Source organism: Rhodococcus sp. ENV425, from assembly GCF_002887785.1.
GTDB classification, from domain to species: Bacteria; Actinomycetota; Actinomycetes; order Mycobacteriales; family Mycobacteriaceae; genus Rhodococcus; species Rhodococcus aetherivorans.
Map to the genome: position 1 here is coordinate 28,421 of NZ_PCZU01000274.1, position 15,265 is coordinate 43,685.

General features: G+C 67.1%; 13 protein-coding genes. 8 read left to right on the forward strand and 5 right to left on the reverse strand.

The window, feature by feature from the left end:
• Together CQZ88_RS26150 and CQZ88_RS26155 are read right to left on the reverse strand one after the other, a co-directional pair.
• On the reverse strand, positions 1-1,959 hold the full coding sequence (locus CQZ88_RS26150; protein ID WP_029545752.1) for an AMP-binding protein: 1,959 nt from the start codon (positions 1,957-1,959) through the stop codon (positions 1-3).
• A gap of 2 nt (positions 1,960-1,961) precedes the next feature.
• Complete coding sequence (locus CQZ88_RS26155) at positions 1,962-3,137, reverse strand: acyl-CoA dehydrogenase family protein (RefSeq protein ID WP_029545754.1); 1,176 nt, start codon at positions 3,135-3,137, stop codon at positions 1,962-1,964.
• Positions 3,138-3,202: 65 nt separating this feature from the next.
• Here CQZ88_RS26155 and CQZ88_RS26160 point away from each other — a divergent pair, with 65 nt between their 5' ends.
• Both CQZ88_RS26160 and CQZ88_RS26165 read left to right on the forward strand, forming a co-directional pair.
• A complete protein-coding gene (locus CQZ88_RS26160) occupies positions 3,203-3,655 on the forward strand; it encodes a MaoC family dehydratase N-terminal domain-containing protein (RefSeq protein WP_029545756.1) in 453 nt (150 codons plus the stop codon).
• Positions 3,652-4,071 (forward strand): MaoC family dehydratase, encoded by a 420-nt coding sequence (locus CQZ88_RS26165; RefSeq protein WP_006934217.1) that lies wholly within the window; start codon positions 3,652-3,654, stop codon positions 4,069-4,071. Before CQZ88_RS26160 ends, CQZ88_RS26165 begins: the two co-directional genes overlap by 4 nt.
• A gap of 225 nt (positions 4,072-4,296) precedes the next feature.
• Here CQZ88_RS26165 and CQZ88_RS26170 read toward each other — a convergent pair whose 3' ends face one another.
• Positions 4,297-5,982: an AMP-binding protein gene (locus CQZ88_RS26170; protein WP_029545758.1), complete on the reverse strand. Its 1,686-nt coding sequence runs from the start codon at positions 5,980-5,982 to the stop codon at positions 4,297-4,299.
• A gap of 231 nt (positions 5,983-6,213) precedes the next feature.
• Entirely contained in the window at positions 6,214-6,993 is a 780-nt protein-coding gene (locus tag CQZ88_RS26175) for an enoyl-CoA hydratase/isomerase family protein (RefSeq protein ID WP_006934220.1), read from the reverse strand.
• A 249-nt stretch (positions 6,994-7,242) separates the two neighbouring features.
• Between CQZ88_RS26175 and CQZ88_RS26180 the strand changes: the two genes are divergently transcribed.
• Positions 7,243-8,373, forward strand: a complete 1,131-nt coding sequence (locus CQZ88_RS26180; protein WP_029545761.1) for a LuxR C-terminal-related transcriptional regulator — start codon at positions 7,243-7,245, stop codon at positions 8,371-8,373.
• Positions 8,374-8,401: 28 nt separating this feature from the next.
• On the forward strand, positions 8,402-9,349 hold the full coding sequence (locus tag CQZ88_RS26185) for a LuxR C-terminal-related transcriptional regulator (RefSeq protein WP_037201139.1): 948 nt from the start codon (positions 8,402-8,404) through the stop codon (positions 9,347-9,349).
• Between the two features lie 72 nt (positions 9,350-9,421).
• Here CQZ88_RS26185 and CQZ88_RS26190 read toward each other — a convergent pair whose 3' ends face one another.
• Complete coding sequence (locus CQZ88_RS26190) at positions 9,422-9,739, reverse strand: 2Fe-2S iron-sulfur cluster-binding protein (RefSeq protein ID WP_006934224.1); 318 nt, start codon at positions 9,737-9,739, stop codon at positions 9,422-9,424.
• A 364-nt stretch (positions 9,740-10,103) separates the two neighbouring features.
• On the opposite strand from CQZ88_RS26190, the gene CQZ88_RS26195 reads away from it, so the two are divergent.
• From CQZ88_RS26195 to CQZ88_RS26210, 4 genes are all read left to right on the forward strand, one after another.
• The gene (locus tag CQZ88_RS26195) at positions 10,104-11,426 is read left to right on the forward strand and encodes a cytochrome P450 (protein WP_006934225.1); all 1,323 of its coding nucleotides are present in this window, start codon (positions 10,104-10,106) and stop codon (positions 11,424-11,426) included.
• A 4-nt stretch (positions 11,427-11,430) separates the two neighbouring features.
• Positions 11,431-12,660 carry an NAD(P)/FAD-dependent oxidoreductase gene (locus CQZ88_RS26200; RefSeq protein ID WP_102800526.1) on the forward strand — a complete coding sequence of 410 codons (1,230 nt, stop codon included), beginning with the start codon at positions 11,431-11,433 and terminating at the stop codon, positions 12,658-12,660.
• 59 nt (positions 12,661-12,719) lie between these two features.
• Positions 12,720-13,826, forward strand: coding sequence for an NAD(P)-dependent alcohol dehydrogenase (locus tag CQZ88_RS26205; RefSeq protein ID WP_029545763.1), 1,107 nt, complete (start codon positions 12,720-12,722; stop codon positions 13,824-13,826).
• Between the two features lie 36 nt (positions 13,827-13,862).
• Positions 13,863-15,265: aldehyde dehydrogenase (locus CQZ88_RS26210; RefSeq protein ID WP_102800527.1), on the forward strand; the 1,403-nt coding region annotated here is incomplete at its 3' end.

The following is a 15,265-nucleotide window of genomic DNA, read 5'->3' on the forward strand; positions in this document are numbered from 1 at the left end:
CTACGTCCCTACGGCGCCCAGCTCGGCACCGGTCACCACGGCGCGGATCTCCTCCACCGCCTCCGGGTTCTCGGCACCGGACAGGTCTCCCGGATCGGTGCCCAGCGCCGCCGCCCGCACCGCGCGGCGCAGGATTTTCGCCGACCGTGTCTTCGGCAGACGCGACACCCGGTGAACCACGCTGGGCGCGAACGGCTTACCCAGTTCTGCGGCCACACTGGCGGCCAGCTCCCCCGAGATGTCCGTCCCGTCCGCATCCGCGCTGGGCACCCAGAACGCCCACACCGTTTCCCCCTTCTTCGGATCCGGGACACCGACCGCCGCGGCCTCCGACACGGCCGGGTGCGCGGTCAGGACCGCCTCGACCTCCGCCGGGGCCAGGCGCTTGCCGGCCACGTTCATGACGTCGTCGGACCGGCCCCGGATGTACCACTGCCCGTCGCTGTCGACAAGCGCATAGTCTCCGTGCCGCCACATACCGGGGAACGTCGACCAGTACGCCTCGAGGTACCGCTCCTCGTCCTTCCACACCCCGCGGGTCATAGACGGCCACGGCTGCCGGCACACCAGCTCGCCCTGTTCACCGCGCAGCGGACGGCCAGCATCGTCGACGACGTCGACGTCCATGCCCAGCGACGGACCGCCCAGCGAGCAGCTGCGGATCGGCTGCACCGGATACGGTGCGAGGAACGACCCGCCAACCTCGGTACCGCCGGAGAAGTTGATGATCGGGACGCGGCCACCGAACACCTCGCGTGCGAGCCACTCGTACGAGTCCGGGTCCCACGGCTCCCCGGTCGAGCCGATCGTGTGCACCGAGGACAGGTCGTACCGGGCGGCGACATCGCTTCCCTGCCCGCGCAGCGTCCGGATGAGCGTCGGAGAAACTCCGAGCATCGTCACCCGATGCCGTTCGGTCAGCTGCCACAGCCGGTCCCGGTCCGGTACGTCCGGTGAGCCCTCGTACAGCAACAGCGTCCCACCATTGGCATGCGTGCCGACGATCGACAACGGACCCATGATCCAGCCCATGTCGGTGATCCAGCAGAACACCCCGCCCGGTTTCAGATCGAACGAGTACGCCACTTCGCTCGCCGTCTTCACCAGGAACCCGGCGTGGGTGTGTACGGCGCCCTTCGGCTTGCCGGTCGTGCCGGACGTGTAGGCCAGCGCGAACGGCTCGGAGGCGTCCATGGCCTCGATCGGGACCGCATCACGGCTCGCGAGCAGTCCGGTCCAGGACATCTCGCGCTCACCCGATCCTGCTCCGGCGTCGAGGTTGTCGACCACGACGACCGACTCCACCGTGGGGCAGGTCTTCAGGGCCTCGTCGAGGGCCGGCTTCATCGGGACCGACTTGCCCCGGCGGATGGTGCCGTCCGCGACGACCACCACTTTCGCGTCCGCATCCTGAATGCGGGACGCGATCGCGCTGGGCGCGAACCCCGAGAACAGCGGCACGAGAACCGCACCGAGCCGGGCGATGGCGTACATCGACACGACGGCCTCGGGAATCATCGGCAGGAACAGGGCGACCGCGTCGCCCCGGCCCACTCCCAGCTCCCGCAGTCCGGCGGCGGCACGCTCGACCTCCGCCCCCAGCTCGCGATACGTCAGCGTGCGGACAGTTCCGTCCTCCGCCTCGTGCACGACGGCGAGCCGCTCGGCGGCCACCGGATCGGCGACCCAGCGCCGCAGGCAGGCGTCGACGATGTTCGTCCTACCGCCGACGAACCAGTCGGAATGCTCGATGCCGCGCGAGGTGTCGAGAACTTCGCGATACGGCACCTGGAACGGCAGCTCGAGATCACGGACCACCGCATCCCAGTACCACCGCACGTCGGCGACGGAGCGGGCACGCAACTCGTCCAGGCCGCCGAGGCCGTGCGCGCGGGCGAGCCGGGTGACGTTGGCGTTGTCGACGTAGTCGGCGGTGGGGATCCAGGTGTAGTCGGACATTGTCAGCTCCTCGGCATCTCGAGCATGCGCTCGGCGACGATGTTGCGCTGGATGAAGGTGGAACCACCGGCGATGGCGGTGCCGCGGGCCTGATACGCGAGCCGGAGCCAGCGTGACGTTCGCTGCTGCTCGTCGTCGAGTGCGAACTGGCCGCCGGCGGGCTCGAGGGACAGCCGGAAATCCGCCAGTTCTTCGACGAGCGGGCAGAAGAACAGCTTGCCGATCGACGTCACCGGACCGGGTGGGCCGTCGTTCGCCGCCAGGGTGATCACGCGCTGGCCGATGAGGTAGTGCACGAGCGCGCGGCCGTAGAGGTCTGCGACCTTCTGCCGGATCAGCGGATCCGCACCGAGCGGGCGGCCCGACTCGTCGGTCATCTCTGCGATGTCGCCGACGATGTCGTCCACGGCCCGCTTGGTGTTGACCCGGCCGGTGGCGATCGCCACTCGCTCGTAGGCGAGCGTGCCCATGGCCACCTTCCACCCGCCGTCGACGTCGCCGACGACGAGATCGTCGGGGATGAACACGTCGTCGAGGAAGACCTCGTTGAATTCGGCCTCACCGAGCATGTGGGCGAGCGGGCGAACCGTGATTCCCTCGCTGTCCATGGGAAGGAGGAAGAAGGTGATGCCCTTGTGGCGTGGCCCCCCACCCGTGCGGGCGAGCAGGATGGCATGAGCTGCGATGTGCGCTCGGCTGGTCCAGATCTTCTGCCCGTTGATCTTCCATCCGCCGTCGACCTTCGTGGCCTTGGTGCGCAGTGACGCGAGATCGGACCCGGCCTCCGGTTCGGAGAACAACTGGCACCAGATTTCGTCTCCGGTGAGGATCGGACGCAGAAAACGTTCCTTCTGGGCCGGTGTGCCGAAGTCGATGATGGTGGGGCCGGCGAAGTCCTCACCGATCGTGTTGAGTCGCTCCGGCGCGCCCACGCGATCCATCTCCTCGGTGAAGATGGCTTTGCGGATGGGGTCGGCGGCCTGCCCGCCGTACTCCTTCGGCCACGACATTCCTCCGTAGCCGGCGTCGAAGAGCAACCGCTGCCATCGTCGCCAGAACGGGACCTTGTCGACCAGATCCACCGGTTCCGGCCAGGGCAGCGTCGTGACTGTCTTCTCGGCCCATTCGCGGACTTCTCTGCGGAAACGGGCTTCGTCCGGGGAATCAGCGAGTTCCATTGCACCCCTCCTCACGTATTTAGGACGAATGATACTATAGGTCAGTCCAAAAAAGGAGGGCCGTCATGACAGATCCACTCCACTCCGGCGAGGTGGACCGAGTCGAGTACGACATCGAACGCGGCAAGATCCGCGAGTTCGCCCGCGCGACGTTCACCACCGATCCCGTCCACACGGACCGGGAGGTCGCCCAGGCAGCCGGGTTCGCCGATGTGCCCGCGACCCTCACCCACACGGTCGTCGCCGGGCACCAGCGCGACCAGCGCAAGTTCGTCGAGACGCTCGGCCTGGCACTCGAGCGAGTGGTTGTCGGCTCGGTGAAGTGGACATACCTTCGACCCCTGATTGCAGGCGACCACGTCGTCGGCACCCGGCGCATCGTCGACGACGTGCAGCGCGAGGGCAAGCGCGGCGGATCGATGCGCGTCGTAACGCTGGAGACCGAATACGTCGACGCCGACGGTGAACCAGCGGTGCAACTGGAGGAAGTGCTGATCGAGCGAGGAGAACAACGATGAGAGCACCTGCGAAGGCCCGCATCGGCGCGGTCGTCGACACGCGTGTCGTCGGTCCGATCACCCAGACGGACATCGTGCGATTCGCCGGCGCCGGAGGCGACTTCAACCCCCTGCACCATGATCCGGAGTTCGTCGCGACGTCCGGGTTCCCGGGCATCATCGCGATGGGCCAGATGCAGGCCGGGATCCTGGCCGGCTGGCTCTCCGACACATTCGGCGTCGAGCACGTCCGTTCCTTCGGCGTCCGCTTCGTCGCCCCGGTCTTCCTCGGCGACACCCTGACTGTCGGTGGGACAATCACGGCGATCACCGAGACCGACGGGGAGGCGCGGGCCGATCTCGATCTCGTCGTCTCCGGAACGAAGGGGCCCGTCGTCACCGGTTCGGCGACGGTCGTCGTCGCCGAGGTCAGATAAGCCCCCGGATTCCGGAGGGGGGTGATCCGCTGCCGCGCCCCGGCCCGCACGCAGCAGGCAAAGACCGCGTACACCGGCAGCGCCGGCGGGGAAGTCCCGGCGGCCGGGCGACGGGTCGGGGTCGCGGCAGGACGGGCACGGCGCGGCAAGCGCAGGTGAACTCCTGGTCGCGTAGTGACGTGAGCCACTCATCGGGCAACCAGGAGTTCACCTGCCTCTCAACCTTTATGGGCGTTGGGCACCGGCAGTCAACTCTGCCGCGATGCGCTTGCGGAGGAGGTGCTTCTGAATCTTCCCGGTGGCGGTCATGGGCAACTCGGCGACCACCTCGACGCGTTCAGGTGTCTTCTGAATGGCAACTCCCCGATCGAGCAGATAGTTGCGGAGATGCTCCAGGGTGGGAGCATTCTGCTCCTCCTTGGGCACCACGTAGCAACACACCCTCTCCCCGAGCCGCTCGTCGGGCATTCCCACCACGGCGAGAGCGAGGATTCCGGGATGATCGGCCAACTTGTCCTCGACCTCGCGCACACTGATGTTCATGCCGCCGCGGATCACGATGTCTTTGGTTCTGCCGGTGACCCGGACAAACCCATCGGCATCCATGACTCCGAGATCTCCTGATCTCGAGAAACCTTCGGGAGTAAAGAGTTCCGCCGTGTCCTCGGGCCGGTTCAGATACTCGATCATATGCGAGGGCCCGCGATAGGCGATGTCGCCCTCACTCCCCCGTGCCACCTCGAGGCCGTCGTCCCCCACAACCTTGACCTCTGCCCCCGGCAGCGCGGCGCCGTCGGACGTGACCGCCCGGCTCGGGTCGTCCTCGACGGTGCAGGTCGTCGTGGTGAGATTCTCACTCCTCCCGTACAGCGACAGGATGGTGGTGGTGGGCAGGTCGGACTTCGCCTTCTCCACCACGGCCGCCGGGATGGGGGAGCCGGCGCACACCCAGACCCGGAGGGAGGATAGATCAGCGTCCGGATCCTCGTCGGCCGCAGCCAACAACGTCTGCAGGAACGTGGTGGCCGTGACCGCGGCCGTACATCCGAACTTCTTGATCTCGGCGAGCCCGCGCTCAGGGGCCCACTCCGCCATGATGTGGGTCGCCGCGCCGCTGAGCAGAGGTACGAGCACACTGGTGACGAGTCCTGTGGTGTGCGTGATCGGGGACGGCCCGAACTGGACATCCGCCTCGGTATGCCCGAAGGCCGTCTTCAGCGCACGTGCGCCCGAAGCGTAGGTGTTGAAGGTGTGCAGGCAGCCCTTGGGACGCGACGTAGTTCCGGACGTGTACACGATGACGAACGGATCGTCGGGGTGGGCACGGAAGCCGAGTTCCGTGTCGATGACGTCCGGGTCCGCGTCCACGACCAGGCTCTCGAGAACCTCGATGCCCCGCTCGGCGAGTGCCTGACGGCTCTCCTCCGAAGCGCGGACCGCGATGATCGTCTCCAGCGTCCGCGACGACCGCCGGATACCATCGAACATCGACGCATGGTCGAAGCCCTTGAACTGTGCCGGTGCGATCGCCATCCGGATCGAGGCGTCGGCGACAACGTGTGACACCTCATCCGTCCGGTAGATCGGCATGATCGGCACCGTCACCACGCCGATCCGAGCGAGCGCAGCTGCGACGACGACGAACTCCCCCCAGTTGGGCAGTTGAACGGCGACACGGTCGCCGGCCCGGAGCCCTCTCCGGTGGAGGCCGAGCGCCAGCCGCTGCGACCTGTCGTAGAGCTGCGAGAAGGTCAGCTCCTGCACGCCGTCGGTGACGAAGATCTTGTCGGGGCTGCCCTCGGCACGTGCCCGCAGAAGGTCGGTGAAGTTCTCGTCGGCCCATTGGCCACTGGCATAGAACTCTTCTACCTGCCGGGGGGTGTATCGGCCGAGGTTTCGATCGCGCGTCATGGGAGGATTCCGTCCTTCTTGAGCTGCCACACGTTTACGTAAAGATTAGAATGGTTAGACCGAAGTGGCAACCACCTACGACAACATCCGCGAGCGCTCATTGCACCCGCTGGTCGACCGGCAAGCGAAGGGGCCCACAAAAATTCACCGTCGGCTGCGAGCCCGGCACCGGCTGAGCCATGTAGCCCGGTAGCTGTCGACGACGGACCCCGAGGAGCCCGCCGTGGCTCCTCATCGCATTTTCCACACCGGCGCACGCTTCTCACGGAAGGCCGTGACACCTTCGACAACATCCTCCGTGGTGAAGGCAAGGGCCAGTTGAGACTGCAGCGTCGCAAGTGCGTCCGGCAGCGACATGTCACGAGTGTTGTTGATGGCATCCTTGCCCAGGCGCATCAGCAGCGGTGACTTTCTCGCCAGTCGGCGCGCCCACGCGCACACCTCCGCATCGAAGTCGCTGTCCGGAAACACGCGATTCACCAGTCCCAGTTCGTGAGCTTCTGCGGCGGTGAGTTTCTCTCCATACATCATCAGCTCATTGGCCTTGAGCCGCCCGACGTTCCGGTAGATGAGCGCAGAGATCATGAACGGGAAGACGCCGACGTTGATCTCCGGGCATCCGAAGTGGGCAGACTCCTTGGCCAGCACGAAGTCACAGGCGAGCGCGAGCCCGAACGCGCCCGCGAGCACGTCGCCACCGGCCGCACAGATCACCGGCTTGCCGAGACCGCCGATGAGTCGGTACAGCCGCGGGAAGCGGTCCAGGCCCGCATACTTGACGATCGTCGGGGTGTCGCTCGCGAATGCTTTGAGGTCACCGCCCGCCGAGAAGATCTTCTCGTGCGACGAGGCCAGCACGACAACCCGCACGTCGTCGTCCCCCCGCGCGCGCTCGAGCGCGGCCAGGAGTTCGTCCAGCAGGTCGTCGGACAGGGCGTTGCGGGTTTCCGGGCGGTCGAGAGTGAGGACGGCGACGTGCTCGTCGACGTCGTAGCGCACAGGGGAAGCCATACTGGCCATCCTTCCATTTTGGTCCTACCATTCGACCCTAACCTCGCGAACAGGTGGAGACAAGAGCCGATCGAAGCAATTTCCGCCGAGAGCGTGACGAGATTGGACTGACCATATACATTGGAGGTAAGCCGCAGACGGCGACCGGACGCCCTGGCGATGCAACTCTCTATACTGTGTGGTGTGTCACAGGAAGGCGCGACGGCGTCGCCGCCGTCCGTGTGGCCGCCGTGGCGCGAGGAGTAGTGAGTGGTCATTTCGACGAGTTCGTTCGAGCTTGCCGAGCAGGCAATTGCAGAACTGCAGGAACTCCTCGGCAGCGAGCCGAGCCTGGTTCGCCTGGCGGGTGGCGAGCCGGATCCGGCAGTGATCCGCGCGTTCGCAGCCCGCAAACTCCGGGAGGGCGCCGACTCTCCGGAGCAAGCGGTACGGCTCGCCGACCTCGTGATGCGGCTCGACGCCGCCGACCGCGACGACATTTCGCGCCGACTGCGCATGCACAGCGAGCAGTTCGAGGCGCTCCAACACGTCGTGCGCGCCATCGACACCGGAGCCGACCGGATCGCGCAGACCGTGACGCAGGAACTGTGCACGAACCTCGGGTACGCCAAGGCCATGTTCTCCGTGGTCCGCGGTTCCACTTGGTCACCCATCGCGCTCGCCGTCCACCCCGAATTGACCGGGGATTTCCACCCACTCATCAAGGCCATCGACGGTCGAGAGATCTCGCTGCGGGAAGCCCCGCGGGAAGCCGAACTGGTTCGGCGTCGCCGGCCGTACGCAGTGGATGCCTCCGACACCTACCGGCACACGTACCGTCCTCTCATCGACCTGTCGCGCCCGGCGGGATATATCGCCGTTCCCATCGTCGTCGGCTCCCGCGCAGTGGCGATGATCCACGTCGACCGGCAGAGCGACGGACTCTCCGACACCGACGTCCACATCGTCGGCGCGCTCGCCGCGGTGTGCGCCTCGTCGAAGGAACGCGCCGATCTGCGGCAGCAGATCTATGCGCGCAACGAGCACATCGACGCCGAGGTCCAACGTCTCACCCGGGCACTGCGGCACCTCGCACAGGCGCCCGTGACGATGCCGGAACTCGGTACCCGTGAACTGTCCCGCTCCGACGTGGCGACGCTGGACGGTGGGTCGCAGGACCCGGCCATTCCGCGCGCGCAGTCGCTGACCACTCGCGAGCGCGAAGTGCTCACACTCATGGCGACCGGGGCGACCAATGCGGCGATCTCCCGGCGGCTCTGTATTTCCGACGGCACCGTCAAGAGCCATGTCCAACGGATCTTCAAGAAGCTCGGGGTATCGACGCGCGCCGAGGTGGCAGCGCTGTACGCCAATGCCAAGACGGTGACTGGTGGTGCCTGACGTACCCGAAGCGGATGCGCAGCCGGACATGAACACCGGGGACGCCGATCTCGAACGCGCCATCGCGGACCTCCTCACCGACATGCGCACTGCCACCCCCGAGCGCGCAGCCGAACTCGGCCGGCGCCTCGTAGATCTCCTCGATCGGCGAAAGGCCCTCGCGGAGAAGCGGACCGCCGAGGTCGGCGCACTGGCGTCAGGCATCGATCGTGCCGTCCACGCCTTGGACGACGCCGCCTCGAGTGCGGAACTCATGCGACGCGCGTGCGAGCGTGTCGCCGAACTCTGCTCTGCCCGGAAGGTCCTTCTGTCTCGGCTCGAGGGGGATCGAATCGTTCCCGTGACCTCCTTCAGCACCGACCCCGGTACGACGCCGTCGCTGCCCCTCGGGTTCGACCTCGTGGCGGGCTCCCCCGAAGCACATGCGCTCGCGACGAGCACGGTCACGGTCGATGAAGTGGTTCCCGAGTCGATGCGAGAAATTCTGGGTAACAGCGGTTTCGCCACCGTTCCGGTCCTCGTCGACGGGAACGCGACCGCGCTCCTGCACGTCGACACAGCACTGGACGGTCCACGGCGCCACGCCCTGAGCGTGTTCGCGGAAATGCTCGGCGGCTGCTTCGAACGGGTCGGTCTCGAATCGCGTCGCGAACGTCAGGACCTTCTCCTCCGCGAGAGCGCCCGACGGTGGAGCAGCGACACCGACTTCGACGCGCTGCCTCCACGCGGCGCGACCGACAGCGCGCCGTCCCCCACGGAACACGACGACGCGGACCAGCGCCTGCTCGATCCGCTCACCGACCGCGAAGCGGACGTCGTTCGGCTGATTCTCACCGGTGCGTCGAACGCCGCGATCGCCGCCGAACTGGTCATCACCGTCGACACGGTCAAGTCGCATGTGAAACGCATCCTCCGAAAACTGGGCGCTACCAACCGCGCCGAACTGATCGCGAAGTATCAGTCCACCCCTCGGTGACGCGGCGGCCCCGGCACCGTGACTCGCCCTGACCTGGCGGGCCTGGCGATGCAGGCCCACCGGACGACGTCGTCAGGCGTCGGAAGGCGGCACGGTCACCGTGATGGTGTCCACCTCCGGCGTCAGCACGAGCTGGCAGGCGAGGCGAGAGCACGGCTGGACGCCGTCGAGAAACTCGAGAAGATCCTGCTCCTCTGCCGTCGGCTCCCCGAACACCGCGGCGGAGTCGTCCACGTACACGTGGCAGGTGGCGCACGAGCAGCTGCCACCGCATTCGGCGACGATGCCGGGAAGGTTGTTGCGTACCGATCCGTCCATCACGCTCTGGCCGGCCGGGACGTCGACGGACGACGTCGAGCCGTCCGGGAGCTGGTACACGACAGTGGGCATGGCGATCTCCTCCAGGTTGACCGATGAACATCTGCGCGGCCGCCTCGCGGGGCCGGGTGCCGTACCCGGAAGGTGCGGCCGTTCTCCGTGCCCACAATTGTGTCGAGGATCACTGGATGCCCGCATCACCACATCGACCGATTACCCCCCTCCCTGAGGGTGAAGTTGCGACGGGACCAGCACAGTGCCGCGGGGTGACCGGGCACACATCCCCCGTTAGGTGGACAACATTCGTTCGCTGGTGTGATGCCTCTCACTCTCTGGGCTGACAGGCTCGAGTCACGTCAGTCGGCGTGAGCGTCGAACCTATGGCGCCACATCTCACTGCACCACGCAGATCTCACTGCACCACGAAGGGGAATCGATGAGCACTACAGAGCAGGTCACGGAGCTGATTCCGGACACCGTCGCCCGTCGGATCGTGCTGCCCGAAGGGCACCGGGACAACGACGCGTTGTTCGAGGCCTACCGTTGGCTGCGCGAGAACAACCCGCTCGGCCGCGCCGTGGTGGAGGGGTACGACCCGCTGTGGCTGGTGAGCAAGCATGCCGACATCATGGAGATCGAGCGCCAGCCCGACATCTTCACGAGCGCGGGCGGCGAGGACAAGGGTTCCGTCAACCCGATTCTGGCGAACCAGGCCGGCGACGAGTTCACCAAGAGCATCAACAACGGCAGTCTCCGCATCCTGGAGACCCTCACCTACCTCGATCCGCCGGAGCACACCGAGATCAAGGACATCGCGATCGACTGGTTCCGGCCCACCAACCTCGCGAAGTGGGAAGCCACCATCCGTGACCTTGCCAAGGCGTCCGTCGCCCGGCTCCTCGAGACGGACGGCCGGATCGACTTCGTCAAGGACTTCGCCCTGCACTACCCGCTGCACGTCATCATGAGCCTGTTCGGGGTGCCCGAGGAGGACGAGCCCCGCATGATGGCCCTGACACAGGAATTCTTCGGGACGGCCGACCCCGACGCCGTCCGTGAGGATGTCGAACCGCTGACTCCGGATGCCGCCGCCAAGCAGTGGGTGGCCACGATCCAGGACTTCTACGCATACTTCGAACAGCTGCTCCAGGATCGCCGCGCCAACCCCAAAGACGACCTCGCGACGATCATCTCCCTCGCCCGCGACAAGGACGGTAGGTACTACCCGAACGAGATGGCCTACGGTTGGTTCATCGCCATCGCGACGGCGGGCCACGACACCACCTCGAGCACCCTCGCGGGCGGCATCCTCGAGCTCGGCCGCAACCCGGACCAGCTCGCCAAGGTGAAGGCCGACCTGGCACTCGCTCCGCACCTCGTGAACGAGTCGCTGCGCTGGGCCTCGCCGGTGAAGCACTTCATGCGTCAGGCGACGCAGGATTACACGCTGCGCGGCCGCGACATCAAGAAGGGCGACCGCTTCATGCTGCTGTACCAGTCGGGCAACCGCGACGCCGAGGTCATCCCCGACCCCGATCGCTTCGACATCACCCGCCGGCCCAACAAGCACATCGCCTTCGGCTACGGCCCGCACATGTGCATCGGCCAGCACCTGGCGAAGCTGGAACTGCGGATCATGTTCGAGGAACTGCTCCCCCACATCGAGTCCCTCGCGCTGGTGGACGAGACCAAGATGATCCAGACCAACTTCGTCGGTGGACTCAAGAACATGCCCGTCAAGATCGAGTTCACCGGGTAACACGATGCTCACGTCACCCCCCTCACCCACCGTGGTGATCGTCGGGGCCGGGCATGCCGGCGGCACACTCGCCGGCATGCTGCGGCAACAGAAGTTCGACGGCCGCATCGTCCTGTGCGGGGAGGAAACGCATCCGCCGTATCACCGTCCGCCGCTGTCGAAGAAGTACACCGACGACGAGTTCGTGCAATGGCTCAAGCCGGAATCCTTCTACGCCGACAACGCCATCGAAACCCGCCTGGGTGATCCGGTCGTACACATCGACCGGGATGCCCGGACCGCGACGACGGCATCCGGTGCGACCCTCGAGTACACGACGCTCGTCCTCGCCACCGGCGCCGCACCGCGGACCCTGACGCTCCCCGGCAGCGACCTCGACGGTGTCCTGAGCCTGCGCACCCTCGGCGACGCCACACAACTGCGCGAGGCGGTCCACACCGGGTCCTCACTGGCGATCGTCGGCGGTGGGTACGTCGGACTCGAGGTCGCAGCGTCGGCCCGCGCCCGCGGGTGCGAGGTCACGGTCATCGAGCGTGAGGATCGGGTACTGGCACGGGTCGCCAGTCCGGAACTCTCGGCCGCCCTCACCGAGTTCCACCGCGACCGCGGCACTCACATCCTGACGGGGGCCGAGGTCCGGGAGATCACCGGGACAGCCGGTCGCGTCGGTGGAGTCACCCTCGCCGACGGCACCGATATCGCCTGTGACCTGGTGCTGGTGGGCGTCGGCGCGATCCCCAACGACGCACTGGCCCGGGAAGCCGGCATCGACTGCCTCACGGGGATCGTGGTGGACGGGTCTGCGCGCACCAGCGATCCGCATGTCCTCGCCATCGGGGACGTGACCTACCGCCTGCACGACACACTGGGCAAGATGGTGCGTCTGGAGAGCATTCCCAGCGCGGTAGAGCAGGCGAAGCAGGCGGCAGCCGTCATCACGGGCGCGCCCCTGCCACCCCACGAGGTGCCGTGGTTCTGGTCGGATCAGTTCGATCTGAAAATGAAGATGGCCGGGATGGTCGATTCCGCCACCCGGGCAGTCCTGCGCGGGGATCCGTCCGAGTCCTCCTTCGCCCTGTTCCACCTCGACAGCGACGGTGTTCCGGTTGCCGTCGAGACCGTGAACGCCGCAGCCGACTTCATGGCCGGAAAGCGCTTCATCGGCAACCGCACCAAGCTCGACCCCACCGCACTCGCCGATCCCGCGACCTCGCTGCGGGAAGCCGTTCTGTAGAGCATTTCGACTTTCGCCGGCCCTACCGGGCCGGCCCTCAAGACATGGAGTACGTGATGATGGAAGCACTCGCAGCAGTCGCGAGAGAGCCGCACGCCGAATTCACCCTCGAGCCGATCACTATCGAGGGACCGAGGGCCGGCGAGGTCCTCGTCGAGATCGAAGCGGTCGGCATCTGCCACACCGACCTCGCCGCCCGCGACGGCGCCCTCCCGACCGCGCTGCCCGCCGTCTTCGGCCACGAAGGATGCGGCGTCGTACGGGAAGTCGGCCCCGGCGTCACCAAGGTCGCCCCCGGGGACCGCGTGGGCATCACCTTCAACAGCTGTGGGACCTGCCCGTCGTGCACCACGGGGGCACCCTCGTACTGCCACCAGTTCATGCACCTCGCCTACGACGGGGTGCGCGAGGACGGCACGGGACCGCTGTCCACCACCGACGGTGAGCGCCTCACCGGTCTGTTCTTCGGGCAGTCCTCCTTCGCCACCTACAGCCTCGCCTTCGAACGCAACGTCGTGAAGGTTCCCGACGACGTCCCGGCCGAACTCCTCGCTCCCCTCGGCTGCGGCATCCAGACCGGGGCGGGCGCGGTGATGCGTTCCCTGAACTGCCGGCCCGGATCTGCGGTACTCGTCGCCGGCGCCGGCTCCGTCGGCCTGGCCGCCGTCATGGGTGCCGTCGTGCAGGGCTGCACCACCATCATTGCCGTCGAACCCCATCGATCCCGGCGTGAACTCGCCCTCGAACTGGGCGCCACCCACGTCGTCGATCCTGCCGCCGGCCCACTCGTCGAGCAGGTCCGGGCCATCGTCCCGGCCGGTGTCGACTACGCGATCGACACCTCCGGCGTCCCGGCCGTGATCGAGTCGCTCGTCGGAGCCATGACCTTCCACGGCAAGATCGGCCTCATCGGCGTACCCGCCGACCCGGCGGCCTCCGTGCCGCTGAACATCATCAACTCCCTCGCCATGGGACTCACGATCACGGGGATCATCGAGGGCGACAGTGTCCCCGACGAGTTCATCCCCGAACTGGTCGAGCTCTACAAGGCGGGCAGGTTCCCGCTCGACAAGCTCGTCACCACCTTCCCCTTCGCGAAGATCAACGACGCGATCGAGGCCCAGCACCGGGGCGAGGTGCTCAAGCCCGTGCTCGTGCAGGACTGACCACCCCACCGACACACTTTCGAGAAGGACACCCCGATGACGATCGACTACACCGATCTCTACATCCGCGGCGGATGGGTACGGCCGTCCGGCGATGCGACGATCTCGGTCATCTCGCCGAGCACCGAACAGCGGATCGGCTCGGGGCCGGACGGCACCGAGTCCGACATCGACGATGCGGTCGAGGCCGCCCGCGCGGCGTTCACCGGCCCGGACGGCTGGGCGTCGTGGAGCGCCGCCCGGCGCGCCGAGGTGCTGGGCCGCTTCGCCGACGAACTCGAATCCCGCGCCGAGGACACTGCGACCCGGGTGAGCAGCCAGAACGGCATGCCCATCAGCCTGGCCCGGCAGTTCGAGGGCGGCTTCCCGCCTATCCTGCTCCGCTACTACTCCGAGATGGCGGCGAAACAGGAGGACGAGATTCGTCCCGGCATGCTCGGCGGATCGGCCCTCGTCACTCGCTCCCCCATCGGCGTGGTGGGCGCGATCGTGCCGTGGAACGTCCCCCAGGCCATCACGTTCCTCAAGCTCGCTCCGGCGCTCGCCGCCGGCTGCACCGTGGTCCTCAAGCCGTCTCCGGAGACCGTGCTCGATGCCTTCCTGATGGCCGAAGCGGCGATCGCGGCGGGCCTTCCCGCAGGTGTGCTCAACATCGTCCCGGGTGGACGTGAACTCGGCGCCTACCTGGTGGCCCACCCGGGCATCGACAAGGTCTCGTTCACCGGATCCACCGCCGCCGGCCGGGCAATCGGTCGCACGTGCGGTGAACTGCTCCGCCCCGTCACTCTCGAGCTCGGCGGCAAGTCCGCCGCCGTGGTCCTCGACGACGCCGACCTCGCCGCGAACATCGAATCCTTCTATGCGGCGACTCTGCTCAACAACGGCCAGATCTGCTGGCTCGGCACCCGCGTCCTGGCGCCGCGTTCACGCTACGACGAGATCGTCGACACCATCACCGATCTCGCGAAGGGCCTGTCGGTCGGAGACCCGCTCTCCGACACCACCCAGATGGGACCGCTGGTCTCGGCCCGTCAACGCGACCGCGTCGAAGGCTACATCGAGAAGGGCAAGTCGGACGGCGGGCGGATCACCACCGGCGGCAAGCGTCCCGCCGGGGCAGATCACGGCTGGTTCGTCGAGCCCACCATCTTCGCCGACGTCCAGACCGGGCACACCATCGCGCAGGAGGAGATCTTCGGCCCGGTGCTGTCGGTCATCCCCTACACCGACGAGGCCGAGGCCGTGGCCATCGCCAACCACTCGGACTACGGCCTCGGGGGTTCGGTCTGGACCGCAGACCCCGAACGCGGTGCACGCTTCGCCCGCAACATCGCCAGCGGCACGGTCGGTATCAACGGCTACGCCAACGATCCGACCGCCCCCTTCGGCGGCATCAAGAACAGCGGACTCGGCGTGCGGCATTCGGGATTCCGACGAGG

What these genes read in the sequence shown, in the direction of transcription:
- CQZ88_RS26155 (WP_029545754.1), bottom strand. Translation starts at nt 3,137, where the DNA reads ATGGAACTCGCTGATTCCCCGGACGAAGCCCGTTTCCGCAGAGAAGTC.
- CQZ88_RS26200 (WP_102800526.1), top strand. Translation starts at nt 11,431, where the DNA reads ATGCTCACGTCACCCCCCTCACCCACCGTGGTGATCGTCGGGGCCGGG.
- CQZ88_RS26160 (WP_029545756.1), top strand. Translation starts at nt 3,203, where the DNA reads ATGACAGATCCACTCCACTCCGGCGAGGTGGACCGAGTCGAGTACGAC.
- CQZ88_RS26185 (WP_037201139.1), top strand. Translation starts at nt 8,402, where the DNA reads ATGAACACCGGGGACGCCGATCTCGAACGCGCCATCGCGGACCTCCTC.
- CQZ88_RS26205 (WP_029545763.1), top strand. Translation starts at nt 12,720, where the DNA reads ATGGAAGCACTCGCAGCAGTCGCGAGAGAGCCGCACGCCGAATTCACC.
- CQZ88_RS26170 (WP_029545758.1), bottom strand. Translation starts at nt 5,982, where the DNA reads ATGACGCGCGATCGAAACCTCGGCCGATACACCCCCCGGCAGGTAGAA.
- CQZ88_RS26175 (WP_006934220.1), bottom strand. Translation starts at nt 6,993, where the DNA reads ATGGCTTCCCCTGTGCGCTACGACGTCGACGAGCACGTCGCCGTCCTC.
- CQZ88_RS26165 (WP_006934217.1), top strand. Translation starts at nt 3,652, where the DNA reads ATGAGAGCACCTGCGAAGGCCCGCATCGGCGCGGTCGTCGACACGCGT.
- CQZ88_RS26150 (WP_029545752.1), bottom strand. Translation starts at nt 1,959, where the DNA reads ATGTCCGACTACACCTGGATCCCCACCGCCGACTACGTCGACAACGCC.
- CQZ88_RS26195 (WP_006934225.1), top strand. Translation starts at nt 10,104, where the DNA reads ATGAGCACTACAGAGCAGGTCACGGAGCTGATTCCGGACACCGTCGCC.
- CQZ88_RS26190 (WP_006934224.1), bottom strand. Translation starts at nt 9,739, where the DNA reads ATGCCCACTGTCGTGTACCAGCTCCCGGACGGCTCGACGTCGTCCGTC.